This is a genomic window from Hahella sp. NS-SX17, assembly GCF_057367735.1.
This window is the reverse complement of sequence record NZ_CM170632.1, coordinates 1299964-1313937: the sequence shown is the minus strand read 5'-3', so window position 1 is coordinate 1313937 and position 13974 is coordinate 1299964. Positions and strand designations below refer to the sequence as shown.

The 13974-nt window shown below is 53.5% G+C and carries 10 protein-coding genes; 6 read left to right on the top strand and 4 right to left on the bottom strand.

Annotated features, from left to right (window positions below; all coding sequences use genetic code 11):
• Positions 1–7 precede the first annotated feature (7 nt).
• From AC2IBB_RS05940 to AC2IBB_RS05930, 3 genes are all read left to right on the top strand, one after another.
• On the top strand, positions 8–289 hold the full coding sequence (locus AC2IBB_RS05940; protein WP_486331984.1) for a DUF503 family protein: 282 nt from the start codon (positions 8–10) through the stop codon (positions 287–289).
• A 232-nt stretch (positions 290–521) separates the two neighbouring features.
• A complete protein-coding gene (gene panP, locus AC2IBB_RS05935; protein ID WP_486331983.1) occupies positions 522–2186 on the top strand; it encodes a pyridoxal-dependent aspartate 1-decarboxylase PanP in 1665 nt (554 codons plus the stop codon).
• A 117-nt stretch (positions 2187–2303) separates the two neighbouring features.
• A complete protein-coding gene (locus AC2IBB_RS05930) occupies positions 2304–2675 on the top strand; it encodes a PA4575 family protein (RefSeq protein WP_486331982.1) in 372 nt (123 codons plus the stop codon).
• A gap of 790 nt (positions 2676–3465) precedes the next feature.
• Here the strand turns inward: AC2IBB_RS05930 and AC2IBB_RS05925 are convergent.
• The gene (locus AC2IBB_RS05925; protein WP_486331981.1) at positions 3466–3609 is read right to left on the bottom strand and encodes a hypothetical protein; all 144 of its coding nucleotides are present in this window, start codon (positions 3607–3609) and stop codon (positions 3466–3468) included.
• A gap of 234 nt (positions 3610–3843) precedes the next feature.
• Here AC2IBB_RS05925 and AC2IBB_RS05920 point away from each other — a divergent pair, with 234 nt between their 5' ends.
• Positions 3844–4395, top strand: coding sequence for a TFIIB-type zinc ribbon-containing protein (locus AC2IBB_RS05920; RefSeq protein ID WP_486331980.1), 552 nt, complete (start codon positions 3844–3846; stop codon positions 4393–4395).
• A 203-nt stretch (positions 4396–4598) separates the two neighbouring features.
• Here AC2IBB_RS05920 and AC2IBB_RS05915 read toward each other — a convergent pair whose 3' ends face one another.
• From AC2IBB_RS05915 to AC2IBB_RS05905, 3 genes are all read right to left on the bottom strand, one after another.
• Positions 4599–9851 carry a DNA repair ATPase gene (locus AC2IBB_RS05915; protein ID WP_486331979.1) on the bottom strand — a complete coding sequence of 1751 codons (5253 nt, stop codon included), beginning with the start codon at positions 9849–9851 and terminating at the stop codon, positions 4599–4601.
• An 88-nt stretch (positions 9852–9939) separates the two neighbouring features.
• On the bottom strand, positions 9940–11928 hold the full coding sequence (locus tag AC2IBB_RS05910) for a flotillin family protein (protein WP_486331978.1): 1989 nt from the start codon (positions 11926–11928) through the stop codon (positions 9940–9942).
• Between the two features lie 74 nt (positions 11929–12002).
• Positions 12003–12644: a hypothetical protein gene (locus tag AC2IBB_RS05905; RefSeq protein WP_486331977.1), complete on the bottom strand. Its 642-nt coding sequence runs from the start codon at positions 12642–12644 to the stop codon at positions 12003–12005.
• Between the two features lie 192 nt (positions 12645–12836).
• Here AC2IBB_RS05905 and AC2IBB_RS05900 point away from each other — a divergent pair, with 192 nt between their 5' ends.
• Together AC2IBB_RS05900 and AC2IBB_RS05895 are read left to right on the top strand one after the other, a co-directional pair.
• Complete coding sequence (locus tag AC2IBB_RS05900; RefSeq protein WP_486331976.1) at positions 12837–13244, top strand: YjfI family protein; 408 nt, start codon at positions 12837–12839, stop codon at positions 13242–13244.
• A gap of 17 nt (positions 13245–13261) precedes the next feature.
• Positions 13262–13954, top strand: a complete 693-nt coding sequence (locus tag AC2IBB_RS05895; protein WP_486331975.1) for a PspA/IM30 family protein — start codon at positions 13262–13264, stop codon at positions 13952–13954.
• Positions 13955–13974: the final 20 nt, after the last annotated feature.

Genomic DNA, 13974 nt, shown 5'->3' with positions numbered 1-13974 from the left:
CTTCATCATGCATGGCTTCGTGGTGAGAATAGAATTCCAGTTGCAGGGTTGCCTCTCCCTAAAAGAAAAGCGTCAACGCACCAGCGGCGTTCGCGAGAAACTGGGACGGCAGCCGCATCTCGCCATTGTCGAGTCCGGGAGCGCGGACTCTCTGCAAACCGGCGAATGGACCCTCATCCTTCTTGCTTCCAGCCGCGCTGCGGCGGACAGGCATCTCGCCCAGCTGGAGCAAACACTGGCGCAGAGCCTGGACGCACGCATAACGCTCTTCGAGCAGGAGTCGCTATAGGATGTCCGAGCCCCATCACAATGGGCTCGGCGACGACGCCGGATTGATGCAAAACAGCCGCCGACTGGTGTAATATCGGGCGACTGGCGCTTGTATTTGACAATCTCTATACTTGCGCGTCGACTCGTTCCGCCCCCTGCGGCAGGTTCAGAGTCTCGGGAATATTGTTGCAGGACACGCGGGGGACGACTCCGCGCGTTCCGAAAGCGCCATTAAGCGGTAGCGGGGTCCTATGTCGAAGACCAAAAAAATCGCCAAAGCCAGTTTGGAAACCATGTATCGGGTATTCACCATTCCCGAGGCGCCTAATTCCACACTCGGCCGAATCGACCAGAAAATCTCACAAAATCTGGCCGGATTCCTACAGGATCACATTGTGGCGGTGGAAAAAGATCTCAGCGAAATGGAGAAAGACTTCGCCGAGTCCCGCATTCCAGAAGATCCCGTATTTGTCTCCGAGCAAACCCAGTTTTTGCTGGATAAGCTCGTATCACAGTCTGTACATACAGCCTCCCCCAGTTTTATCGGCCATATGACGTCAGCGCTGCCCTATTTCATGCTGCCGCTGTCGAAAATCATGATCGCGCTGAACCAGAATCTGGTGAAAACAGAAACCTCCAAAGCGTTTACGCCGCTGGAGCGCCAAGTTATCGGTATGATGCATCGACTCGTCTACGACCGGGACGACGCTTACTACCGTGAGTGGATGCACAGCAGCAGCGTGGCGCTAGGCAGCATGTGCTCAGGCGGCACTGTGGCCAACATTACAGCGCTTTGGGTAGCAAGAAATCTGTGCTTCCCCGCAGACTCCGTCTTCAAAGGCGTTCGCCGGGAAGGCATGTTCAAAGCGCTCAAGCATTACGGTTATGAAGGCGCAGCCGTACTAGTCTCCAAGCGGGGCCACTACTCGCTCAGTAAGTCCGCCGACCTGCTGGGCCTTGGCAGCGACAACATTATCGCTATTCCTACCGGGGCAAATAACAAAATAGACTTGCAGGCTCTGCGCGCCACCTGCGAAGAATTACAAGCAGCCAAAGTCCGCATTATCAGCCTGGTGGGCATCGCCGGCACGACGGAAACCGGTAACATTGATCCGCTGGAAGACATGGCGGCTATCGCCAAAGAGTTCAATACCTACTTCCATGTAGACGCAGCCTGGGGCGGCCCCACTTTATTCTCTAATAACTACAAGCACTTGCTGCAAGGCATCGAGCTGGCTGACTCTGTCACCATGGACGCTCATAAGCAGCTATATGTGCCCATGGGCGCAGGACTGGTGGTATTCAAAACGCCTTCCACCAGCAACGCCATTGAGCATCATGCCCAATACATTATTCGCCAGGGCTCTCGCGACCTTGGCAGTAAAACCCTTGAAGGCTCTCGTCCAGGTATGGCCATGCTCATCCAGTCCGGCTTGAAAATCATTGGCCGCACAGGTTACGAGATTCTGATCGACCTCGGCATTGAGAAGGCCAAGACCTTTGCGTCAATGATTAATCAGGCGGATGATTTCGAACTGGTCAGCGAACCTGAGCTGAATATTCTCACTTACCGTTATTGTCCCGCCTGGGTCAGGCAGGCCTTCGATTACGCCGATGAAGAGCGTCGCCAGGCCATCAACGATTGCCTCAGCCGGATCACTAAAAGTATCCAGAAAACCCAACGGGCGCGGGGTAAGGCTTTTGTGTCCCGTACGCGCCTCAATCCCGCCGCTTATGACGGACAAGCCTGTGTGGTCTTCAGAGTAGTTCTGGCCAACCCGCTGACGACGGTGGAGATTCTGCAGGATATTCTTGGGGAGCAGCGCGCCATAGCCGCAGAAGACATTCTCTCTGAGCGCATGACTGAACTACGTAGCCTCTGCGCCACAAGGGCGGCGAAAGCAGCGGCGTCTTAAGACGCCGCACTCCTGCAAAACGGTAAAACAGCGCAAAATTCGATCAACATCATTGCACCCGCCAATAATTCAGTGCACATTAAAGGCTTCCCGGCAGTACCACTATGGGAGAAGCTTATGCGTCTGGATTACCGTTCCCCTCTTGCTGACGACGCCAATTTCTGCGCCCTCTCCGGCAACGACCGGCAACGTGTAGAGTTATTTATCAAAGATACAGGCAACGCCACTTACACACTGATCGCATTGGCCGGGCCGGAGAGTAAGCCTGCCGTAAAGGTGAAACTGCAAGGTCCCTATCACAGTATTATGCAAGCCCGCGCCGCAATGAACGCCATAGCTGGATCGCTACTGAATATTAACTTTGCGCTGCTCGAAAACACCATCAGCATATGGGGCCTGCAGGCGCAAGCGCAAGCACGCAAACTCCGGCAGGAACGCAAGCAGAACATGGGCGACTTCCGCTTCAATCCCGACGACGTATATTTTTAACTTGGCCTTAACGCGGCGGAGGCTTGTCGAAGTTGCTTAGCGCCTGTGCTCAGCAGTGCGTCCTTTGACATCTTTTTACATTAGACCCACACAAAGTGGAGAATACCCTGCTAATATAACCAACATACCGGCGCATTTTCGCCGTAGCTATCATCGGCGCACTAATGAAAACTGAGCGCCGCTCACCTTACTAACCTGGCGCCGCTTTTGCCGGGATACATCCTGTTACACAGTCGTTGTTATTATTCGCCGCGTAAGTGTCTATACTAGCCGTTCCGGCCAGTTCGTGGACGCCCCCCCTTGCGGGATCATCCAGGTCTTGTTTGGAGGATTGTGGAAGGCTCTCACGCCCTCTTCAATTTTCCAGCAAAGGACGCCTTCCAGGTTTGGTAAGGCCCACTTAAATCGTATGGAGGCGACCTCGTCTACCGGCAACACCCTAGATAACCAGAAAAACTACGGAGCGTGAATCACATGGAATGGAACATTGATTCAAAACTCAATATAGCTCGTCATATAAGTGGTTTCGAAATGGCATTTGAACTACGGAACGGGGAAATTGTGGAGCTGAGACCTATCCAGGTACCCAAGCACCTGTCGCCGGTTCAAGTATGCCAGCTTATACGCGAGTCTAAATCCGCCATTGAAAGTACTGCAAGGACAGAAGACCGAGGCCACTACTATGGTGGCAGGTCAGCCCCGGCCCACACGCCGAAGGTTGTTGTGAAAAGGAAAAGAACGTTAGTGCTGAATAACGAAACCAACTAGGTTTCCGTGATCAGCGCCCCCTTTACGCCTGCTCATAAACTGGCAGCAGTATCCGCCAGTTGCAGGCGAAGTCAGGGCCAACGTAATATTCCGCTTCAATGGCGGCTTTCCCTTCCTTCTCCAGAATAACAGGCGCGCCTCCCCATAGAACGCTCCGTATCCTCACTGATTCATCCTGTCATTTGGGCCTGTCGTTTCCTTCCCTGACTTAATACAATACCTGCTCGTATTTGAACGTTGCCCGGTTAAACAATGTGACTGACGAAAGGCATCCAGCATACTTTCTGTTGGCGACGCTTCGATTTAAGGGCGTCCGCGCTTATCCAGCCGCGGCGCGGAGAGAAAAGCCGTCTATCGACGCTTTTCCTCACGACAGCCTCTACTAAAGGAAGACGATTCCATGAAATGCACAAGCTGTAACTCAGGCGCACTGAAGCCCGGTTTCCTCGAAGATCTACTAGCCTGCCATATCTGTGACAACTGTGGCGGAACCTTGATCTACCTGCAGGATTATCTGCGCTGGCTGAATTCAGAGCACTCTTTAAGCGAGGTGGATTTTGATCTCGCCGTCAATGCGGAAGACTCCAAAAAAGCGCTGCTCTGCCCCAAAACCGGCCGCCTGATGCTGAAATATCGTATTTCAAAAAATACTGATCACCGACTCGACCTCAGTCCGGAAATTCTCGCCATGTGGTTGGATAAAGGCGAATGGGAATTGCTGAAGCGGGAAGGACTCGCCACCAAATTGAATGCGATTTTCACCGACCCCTGGCAGCGCAAGATTCGCGAAAGCAAAGCCCGGGATGTATTCGAAGCTTTGTACGAAGAAGAGTTCGGCAAAGAAGAGTACGCCAAACTACAAGAAGTTCGTGAGTGGCTGAACAAGCAGCCCAAGGAGAAATCAATGATCGCTTACTTGCTGGCGAAAGATCCCTATTCCGCCAATCGTTAGTTATTAACTTGGCAATGATATTGACCTGTTAATAATCAGACGTCTGCGCGGCGGCCAATCGCGGGAGACAAGGCCTGAGATGCGCAAGCCCTGTCGTTGCAGACAAATAGAAGGGAACGATTTGTCTGCCTGATTCATAGCACAAAAAAAGCGGGTTTTGCGCCCGCTTGTACATATCCACAGTGGAAATTGGCTCCGCTTCTTCAGTCCTCCGGTTTCTTCAGCTCAACACGCAGACTGTCTATTTTGGCGTTCAGGTCCGCCATGCGCTTATGCGTCTCCAAGTCCAGCTGCAGCTTACCATCCATAGTTTTTACCAGGGGATAAATGCTGTGCTGAATAGTGTCAGCCAGCGTCGCCAAGATCTTATCCAACCCAGGCATGGGTTGGTTGATCACCTCCACTTTGGGCGCCACGTCCACTCTTGGCGCGGCGTCTTTCAACTCAGCCATGGCCTTCACCATCCGGGCAAGTTGCTTGACTACATCTGCGGAATGGTCCTTTGGCGCTTCCGCTGGCGAAGCGGGTTTACTCGCCAGGCCGACGACCTCCGTCAACCGGCTCAGCCCATCCGTCATCTCCCTCAGTTGACGCACCGCCTGCTGTGAAGCGTCCATATCTTTCAAGCCGCGGTTTTTGCCGAACTCTTCTTTGATGGCAGTCCAGCGTTTCTGCTGATCAGCCGTCAGTGTTCCACGCAGTTCCGCAAGCTTCAGCAGGTTTTCCTCCGCGCCTTGAGTCAACAGCTGCGACTCGCCCTGATAATGATCTTCCAGCAGCTGCTGTAATTCCTCAGCCGTCATTACCGACGTAATCTTTTCCGCCAACTTGTTCATGTTGCGATAGCTTCCCTGCAGCTTGAACGTCGGTTCAGTACGGTAAGCGTCAGCCTGAGCGCTGCTGCGAATATATTCCTGGTTTACCCGCAATACGACTTTCTGAACGTCCATCAACTTGCCGAGAACATCGACCACTTCTTTAAATTCTGCGCCGCTGTAAGTGTGCTTCATATCCGTCGCAGCCACTTCACGGCCTTTCGCGGCGTTAATGAATTTGTAGAAGTCCTCCATATCCCGAGTCGCCAGCGGAGCAAGCACAGGGTTGGATGTCATCGAGTTCTCGATGTAGCTCATCGCGAACGCGTCCTCCATCCCCCCTAGAACGTCCCCCAAGTTATAGATATCCGCTCGGTTGGCGAGCATGTCCGGCACCTTGAAGGTTTCGCCGCTCTCTGTATAAGGGTTGCCCGCCATGACAATACAGAACTTTTTACCGCGCAGGTCATAGGTGCGGGTTTCTCCATTCCATACGCCTTCCACCCGGCGGGTGCCGTCACAGAGGGAAATGAACTTCTGCAGGAACTCTGGATGGGTATGCTGGATATCGTCCAGATACAGCATGACGTTGTTGGCCAGCTCAAAGCCGAAGTTAAGCTTTATCAGCTCCTGTTTGGCGGTTGAATGGGGCGCCTTTTCAGGATCAAGGGATACGACGTCATGGCCCAGGGACGGACAGTTCACTTTCACAAACGTCAACCCAAGACGACTGGCCGTATATTCCATCAACGTCGTTTTACCGTAACCGGGCGGCGAGATAATCATCAACAAGCCCATATTATCAGTGCGCTTGCTTTCGCCGACGGTCCCCATCTGTTTCGCGAGGTTGTCGCCAATGAACTTGAGATAGTGATCATTAATCAGCTTGTTGCGTACGAACGACGTCAACGGCCTTGGCTTCAGTTCACTCAGGCGCAGCTTCTTACGCGCTTTCTCCAAGGCCTGCTGACGCAGCTTGAGATAGCGTTCATAGCCGGCGATATCCTCTTCCATATGCCGCGTCATTCGCGCAATGAAATCATCCAGCGCCAGTTGCAATGCCTGTTCTTTGATCCGCGGATGTGAACCCAGCAGTCCCGACACAGTAAAGCGTAGGTCGACCTCCCGCTTATCTCGCGGAATCTGATGCTCCGCCGCCAGAATGGCGACCGCCTCGTAGTGATAGTCCTCAAAGGTCTGATCCGCCTTCAGCAGAAACGCCTGTAGCCAGCTTTGCGCCAAACGCCAGCGCGCGCCCAAGTCGCCATCCAGAGACTTCATGCTCTCCTGCAACATATTCCAGGCAGTGGAAGTTTGCAGGTTGAGTTTCATACGTTCATAGCTGTCCATGGCGTACTTGCCGGACTCAAACGCCAGCGTATCTTCACCCAGTTCCGCAGCCAGATAAGCCGCCGCCTGCGCCACATCCACCTCGCTGAAGTCGAGACGTTGCAGGGCGACAAACTCCAACAGCAGCTGACCTAGGGCGTCTTGCAGTTGCGTCATCGCCTGCGGACTGTTCAGCACATCCACCATGATTTGCGCCGCTCGCGCCTGCGCGCGCCACGCAGCGCTTTCCTCATCGCGCTGTCGCGCAGACCAGAACAAGCAGGCCAAGGCGCGAATGCGCCCGGTATAGCGCAGCAACTGCGCCTGATTAATAACCGGCAACACCTTCGCCAGAATCAACGCCGCATCATGGTCATGAATACCCTTTTCATATCCTTCTTTATAGCGGGGTCCGGCAAACTCCGTGACAAATGACTGCACGCCATCGCCAGCCGCCAGCGCCTGCATCACACTATCCTTAAGCGCCACTTGCTTAGGCTGGTTGATATGCTCCAGAAAACGATGCGCGAGGAACTCGGCGCGATACACATCCGGAGTTTCGGATATCAGCGTCATATCCCAATAGCGACGGCAAGCGTCCAGCTCAGGATCGTCGATAAGCTGGTAATAATCACTGCCAGTGACATGGATATACAGCTTGTCATCCCGGGGCAGGATAGACAGATCCAGCTCCTGGGTATTAACGCTGAAACGGTGACGCGGCCCTAACTTGATGACCTTGCCGCCCTCTTCAAAGATATCCGTCTTATCCCGCAGGCCTCTAACCGCCTGCTCTTTCGCGGACTTGAGACGACTTTCCAGGTCATCCGCAGCAATTTGATCGCCCAGTTCACGCAGCTGCTTTACTATCTGCCGGACTTTCTGCGCCAACGCATCCGAAGCGAAGAAAGTATTCACTTCATCCATTTGCTGGAAGCGCTGACAGCGCTTGCCGATACTTTCCAGAATGCGTCCGGCGGCGTCCGCCAGAGTATGCGTCTTGCGTTGACGCTCTTCGATCAGGCGCTGTTTATGCTTGTCGAAGGCGTCATACACTTCGTCGCGCTTGGCGAGGATGTCTCCCAGAAATTCGTCGAACTCGCCGAATTGTCCTTCCAGCTCCTGCAACTGGTTCAACAGGCGGGACAGCAGCTCATCGCATTTATCCGGGGTGTCCGCCAGCCCGAGCGCATTGCTCAAACTCTGTTCAAAGAGGCGAAACTGGGCGGCGAATTGCGCCGTGGCCTCTTTTGAACCCAGCGACTTGGCCTTGTTCTGAACCTTCGCCTTCTGCTGGTTGATCTTGGCGTAAATCTCGGAGATTCCGTCGATAATATGCGTGCGCTGTACGGCGTCTTCCACCTCCAGCGTAGCCACCAGCTCCGACAGCAAGTCCAGTCCCGCACTGATGGAGGCGAACTCTTCCAGCAGAGGTTTCAGCTCTACCCGCGTTTCCAGCTTTTCCGCTTTCTCCGTCAGCTCATCCAGGCGATTGTAATAGCCATCAAGGGCTTTGGGTGTGGCGAGAAATCTGACGGTCTCCTGAGCCAGATCCTGCTCAGTCTCCACCAGCTCTGCTTCCATTGCGTCGATCGCCGCCAGATCGATATAGCGATAATCCCGCAATGTCATCAACCGGCCGCGCAGCTTGCGCGCGCTATCCAGGGCGTTGACGAAATCTCCCGGCTGGCTCCAGGACTCCGGCGACAAGCTTTGGATCAGCTTTTTCTTATCTGCAGCCGCTTGTTCCAGAGCAGTGCGGGAGCTTTCCTGTATCGATGCGACTTTCTCGTACTCGTCCAGCACCAACTCACCGCTGGCGACGAGCTCTTTCAACAGCCCGTGGACTTCCGCAAGCTCCTTGGAATCCAGCCAGTAATACTGGTCGAACAAACGCATCGCGGATTTGATCAATGAGTTGTAATGCTCGAATGAGGCGACATTCTGCTCCACAAGACGGCAAATGCTGAGCAAATCAGAAATGCCGCGCACCAGCTCCTTGTTGCCGATGCGCCCCAGAAACGTTTGACTGGCGGTTTCCTGCGCCGCAAAGGTCTCACTGAAGTACGGCGTCTTCCATACCTGCATGGGATGAATGCGCGTCGGCTCGTCATCCGCCGTGAACACCACCATACGCCCGTCGTTAAGCAAAGCGTAACCATGGCCGACAATGGGATTCTGCAGGGACTTGGTTATCAGGTTGTAGCTGTATAGGCCGCTGATGCCCTGTGGTATTTCGTAGAAGACAAACAGCACGTCCTCGCCATTGGGCGAGCGAATCATGCGCTTGAAGCGAAAGCCGTCGATCTCCTCTTCAAAGTGCTTGAGTTCGCCGGTTTCCAGATAATAACCGCCAGGAAACATAAGACCATGGTCTTCCGGCAACTGAACGCAGGACTGACCAATAGCGTCGATGCGCGTTACTTTGCTGAGGCGTTTGTTGAACACGTAGTAACGCCAGCTCTCCTCCCGATATGGCAGGATTTTAATCAGGATCAGCTCGCCTACTTCCGCATAGAAAAACTGACCGTCGTCCAGTGACTGGTTCTCGTCCTCGACCGGATCGGAAAAAATACCTTCGCCAGTACGGGTGTTATTCTCAATTTTGAACGTCAGGTCGCCGCGAGAGTTATCGACGAATAAAGTGTCGAGGATATTGATATGCGGATGCTGGCCTTCGACTACTTGCTCCCGTTTGATTTCAATCCACTCGAAATCATGGCTCGGCGGCAGTTGAATATAGCGCTCGCCGCGATTGTCGATATAACTCTCCACCTCGCCAGCGGCGTTAACCGCCCACTGGAAGACGCGCAAATCTTCCAGCCGTTCGCCAATCTGAAATGCAGCCAACAGGCGCCCTTGTCGCACCACTACCTGCAACAGCTTGGCGTTTTTATAGTAGGTGTATAACTCATTGAAATCGGATAGAAATTTGGCGTCCGCCAGGAAGGTTCCTTCCGAAGCGTGTTCGCTAAGCTCCAACCCTTGTTCTGTTTCAGTCAGTTGATACAGGGCGAAAACATCGGAGACTTTGGTTTCTTTCTTCAGGCCGATAAAAACGTTGTATCCGAATAACAAAAACTCCCCGACCCGCACGATGTCGCGGGCGACGCAATTATTCTCGGTACGCACCCGGATACGACTGAGGATGTCCATATCAGAGCTGCCGAACTCCTGCAGACGCTCCTTGTTGAGCGCCTCCACCAGTTCGCGCAGTCGAAGCCCCTGTTCCTGAAGGCGTTTGCGCAATACTTCATAGGCGCCTCCTTCAGCAACGGCGTTTTCAACCAGATCATTGGTTTGCGATGTCATAAAGACTCCATCCAAACTGCGGTTCTATCAGGTCAGCTCGACAGGCGACCGAAGCCGCCCGCCAAGCTGTAAAGAAAGGATCGAAGGGTTAGTGGGGCTTCTCGCCGGACGGCTTGCCAGTGATGGAAAGCAGTTTGTCCAGCGCAGCCTGCACCGCCTGGCTCTTGCCTGCAACGCCATCGATGGCTTTACCAACCGCCAGAGCTTTGGAGAAGCTTTCGAAGTACTCTCCGCCGCCGCCGACAATTTCGATATTGGACTTCTGCAGCGCTTGCGCCAGCACCTGCGCCTGATCCGTCGCAATGGATTTGTTGGCTTCGATGCTCGCCATAACTTCTTTGATGGCGGCGTCCATACGCATACGGAACTCTTCGAATTCGCGCGCTTCTGGAGACATATTGCCCATCGCGTTGAATTTCTCCACCAGGCCATCTGCTTCCGCTTTGGCCTTCTGACGGATGATTTCCGCTTCGGTCGCGCCCAGCTCTCTTTCCGCCCGCGCTTTCGCCATACCGATGCTCTCGTCCCCGCGCGCTTTGGCGGTCAGCTTCTCTTCCAGCACCTTGGCGTCCGCCAGACCGCTCTTCTCGTTGGCCGCCGCCTGGGCTTCGATGACCTCGGCTTTCGCCAGGCCTTCCGCTTTCTGAGCATTCGCCTTCGCCTGACCTTCCCGCTCGTAAGCGGCCGCTTTGGCTTCCGCCACACGGGCCTGCGCCAGCCCGGACGCCGCTTCCATCGCCTGAATGCCCTCGGCTTCCTTCTTGTTGGCTTCGGCTTTCTTGGATGACGCTTCCAGCTCCGCCTGGGCGATCGTATTGATCTCCTGGGCGCGGAACACCGCTTTTTCTTTCTCCGCTTCCGCCGCTTTCACTTGTTTGACCAGCTGCTCATCCGCTTCCGCCTGAGCCGCCAGAATGCGGACTTGTTTCTCACGGTCCGCCTGAGACACTTCGCGAACTTCTTTTATGCGCTCTTCTTCTTCCGCCACTTTCTTCTCGACGGAAATACGCTCGCTGATCGTCAGCGTGATGACTTTGCGCTGTTCTTCCAGTTCCTTCTCTTTCGCGATGCGCTGTAGTTCCACTTCACGCTCGCGATTAACCATTTCCAACTGGCGGGCTTTCTCGACTTTCTCGTGCTCGATCGCTACTGTGCGTTCACGGTTTTTAACCGCGATTTCAACCTGACGCTGTTTATTTTCTTCCGCAATAGACAATTGCTCTTCCGTCAGAATGCGCGCTTCTTCCGCTTTCTTGCGCTCTTCCTCGCGTACTTTCTGGGTTTCAGCGGTTTCACGAGCCTGAAGGGATTCAACTTCGCGCTTCTGCTTCGCTTCGGCGTCAGCCTGCTGGCGCTCAAGCTCCAGCATGGCTTCACGGGTGGCGACGTTCTTCCGTTTAATCTCCAGCTCTTCATCACGCTCCAAACGGTTGGTGTGGATATTGTGTTGGGCCGTGATCTCGGTGATCTTCTTGATGCCTTCGGAATCCAGGATATTGCTGGAATCCAGGCTGGATTTCGGCGTTTGCTCCAGATAGTCGATAGCGACGTCTTCGAGCACATAACCGTTCAGGTCATTACCGATGGTCTGTACGATACGGTCACGGAAGCCGATACGATCTTCAAACAGACCCAAAAACTCCATCTGCTTACCGACAGTCTTCAGCGCCTCGGAGAATTTGGCGTTAAACAGCTCGTTGACGGCGACGCGATCTGACGCGCGGGACACGCCCACCGCTTTCGCCACCTTCAGCACGTCTTCCGCTGTTTCATTCACTCGTAGATAGAACGCGACAGTGATGTCAGCCCGCAGGTTATCCTGACAGATCAGGCCGTCTTTACCGCGGCGATCAATCTCCAGCGTAATAACCGAAATTTTCATGGTTTCGGCTTTGTGAATAACCGGCAGCACCATAGCGCCGGTAAAATACACTTTCGGCTGGGTCGACATATCGTTAACAATCAACGCCTGCCCTTGCTCTACTTTCTTGTAGAAAGCTTTAAACAGGGCAAGGATGCCCAGCAATATTAGGAGAGCGCCCCCTATAATAGTTAATACACCAAGCAAAGCTTCCATAAGCCACTTTCTCCTAGCTCTATACCTAGTTGATTTATGAATTTATTTAGTTAGAAATATTGAAACAGCGGCTATCAAGAGTCCGCCAAAAAGTCTTTCTCGGGCATCACCTGATATGCGTTTTCCGCTTCCAGGTATTTAACGAAGATGACTTTGTCCCCACGTTTCAGATCCAAGCCCGCCTCTCCCCTGGCCTTCAGGATGAGATGGGCGCCATCGATGGTTATTTCCGCCTCTCCAAACGTTTCACTGATGCTCCCTGACCGCACAGTCCCTGTTCTTCCGATGACAATGACTTTAGCGCTTGCCGTCCCATAAGCTTTGCGAAACAAGGGACGCAAAGGACGTATGGACTTGGCCGTCAACAGGATGGAAATCCCAAAGGCGATAGCGATAACGCCTGCGCCAGCGATATACAGGATGACGCCCCCAAACATAGGGATAAGGATATATAGTGAAACGAAGTACGTGAGAAGCCAGCCGTACATGGCCAGGAAACTCAACACCAAAGGTAGCGGAACGCCAGTTAAGCCCAGGGTAACCATCAGTCCCGCCAGTCCCTGCGCGTCGGCCACATCCAGATCAAGATCCAAATCGAAAGGGTCCAGATCAAGCAAGCCGATAATGGCGAGAATCCAATAGCAAACGACAATCCCTAATAGCACTGTGAAAACCACAGTCGGAAACGAAAAAATTGTTGCCAAGTATGCTTCCATATCTCACCTCTTACGACATACTATGTCATTAATACTCAGGACGGCCATATTATGTCAACAGAAAAATTCGTCCTTCAAACAAATCGTTTAGCGTTTAAGCTTAGCTGTAAATTCAACGCTTTTTTAGATTGACATGATATGGCGCGACCATTACGATCGACGCGGGACATATTATGTCGCGAGGAGACAACGGTGAGTTTGATTAACGATTTAGCCCTCAAGTTATCCGACGCCGCCTATGAAGGCCACACGTTCGATTGCCTCCCAATTCGAGGAGAAGTGGAGGTGTTGCAAGTGCAGGTTTCAGAGTTGGATGCATTGCCGATTTACGTGACCGCCACAGAGACCCAAATCCTATGCATCAGTTATCTGTTTCGCAAGGGGGAACTACTTGCATCTCGCCTCGCGGAACTAAATGAATCGTTATTGGAGATGAGTCTGCCGATGCCCCTCAGCGCTTTCGCCATTGTCGATGACTTCTATGTCATTTACGGCGCGTTGTCGCCTCAGTCCATTCTCGAAAACATCCTGAAAGAACTGGTGACGCTGGCCCGCAACGCCAACGATTGTTTCCAGGCCTTTGAAGAGTATTTGAAATAGATCACCGGAGGTGTTCCATGAGCAGCATCATCGAAAAGCTACTGACCGCATTACGCGGGGGCGTGAGGGAAATGGGAGAGGCGGTAATGGATGCGGATGGCGTACGCGCCATAGAACGGGAGATCGACATCGCCAAAGCGCATATAGAAGACGCCAAGCGCAGCCTGACGGATGTCATGGCCCATAAACTGGAGGCGGACGCCACCGTTAAGTCCTTACGTCTCGATATCGCAAAACGTGAAGCGGAAGCCCTGGCCGCTCTGGAACAGAATAATGAAGCCCTCGCCTTACAGGCGGCGGAACAGATCGCCAGTCTGGAAACCGGCGTGAACGAGAAACTGGCGATCAGCCGCCAATACAATGAGCAGATCCAACGCCTCAAAAACAACATTCACAAAGCGGAAAAACTGATCGCCGACCATGAGCGGGATCTCGCCGTCGTCCAAACAACGGACAAAGTACAAAAAGCCACACTGCAGATAACCGACAGCGCCGCCGCGCATAACGCCAACCTCGGTTCGGCGCGAGAAACGCTGGAGCGGATCAAGCGCAGTCAGCAAATGACCGAGTATCAGATTGAAGCGGGCGAAGAGTTACAGGCTGAGCGCAATGGAGACCCTTTGGCCAAACGGCTCGAAGCCGCCGGCCTGACGGGCGACCAGCACAACGCACGAGATATTCTTGAGCGCCTGAAGGCGAAAAAAAGTTAGCGATACCGGCGCGACGCTTT

Coding starts and splice junctions, on each gene's coding strand:
- AC2IBB_RS05905 (WP_486331977.1), bottom strand. CDS start 12,644: ATGGAAGCATACTTGGCAACAATTTTTTCGTTTCCGACTGTGGTTTTC.
- AC2IBB_RS05930 (WP_486331982.1), top strand. CDS start 2,304: ATGCGTCTGGATTACCGTTCCCCTCTTGCTGACGACGCCAATTTCTGC.
- AC2IBB_RS05915 (WP_486331979.1), bottom strand. CDS start 9,851: ATGACATCGCAAACCAATGATCTGGTTGAAAACGCCGTTGCTGAAGGA.
- panP (WP_486331983.1), top strand. CDS start 522: ATGTCGAAGACCAAAAAAATCGCCAAAGCCAGTTTGGAAACCATGTAT.
- AC2IBB_RS05895 (WP_486331975.1), top strand. CDS start 13,262: ATGAGCAGCATCATCGAAAAGCTACTGACCGCATTACGCGGGGGCGTG.
- AC2IBB_RS05910 (WP_486331978.1), bottom strand. CDS start 11,928: ATGGAAGCTTTGCTTGGTGTATTAACTATTATAGGGGGCGCTCTCCTA.
- AC2IBB_RS05940 (WP_486331984.1), top strand. CDS start 8: ATGCATGGCTTCGTGGTGAGAATAGAATTCCAGTTGCAGGGTTGCCTC.
- AC2IBB_RS05920 (WP_486331980.1), top strand. CDS start 3,844: ATGAAATGCACAAGCTGTAACTCAGGCGCACTGAAGCCCGGTTTCCTC.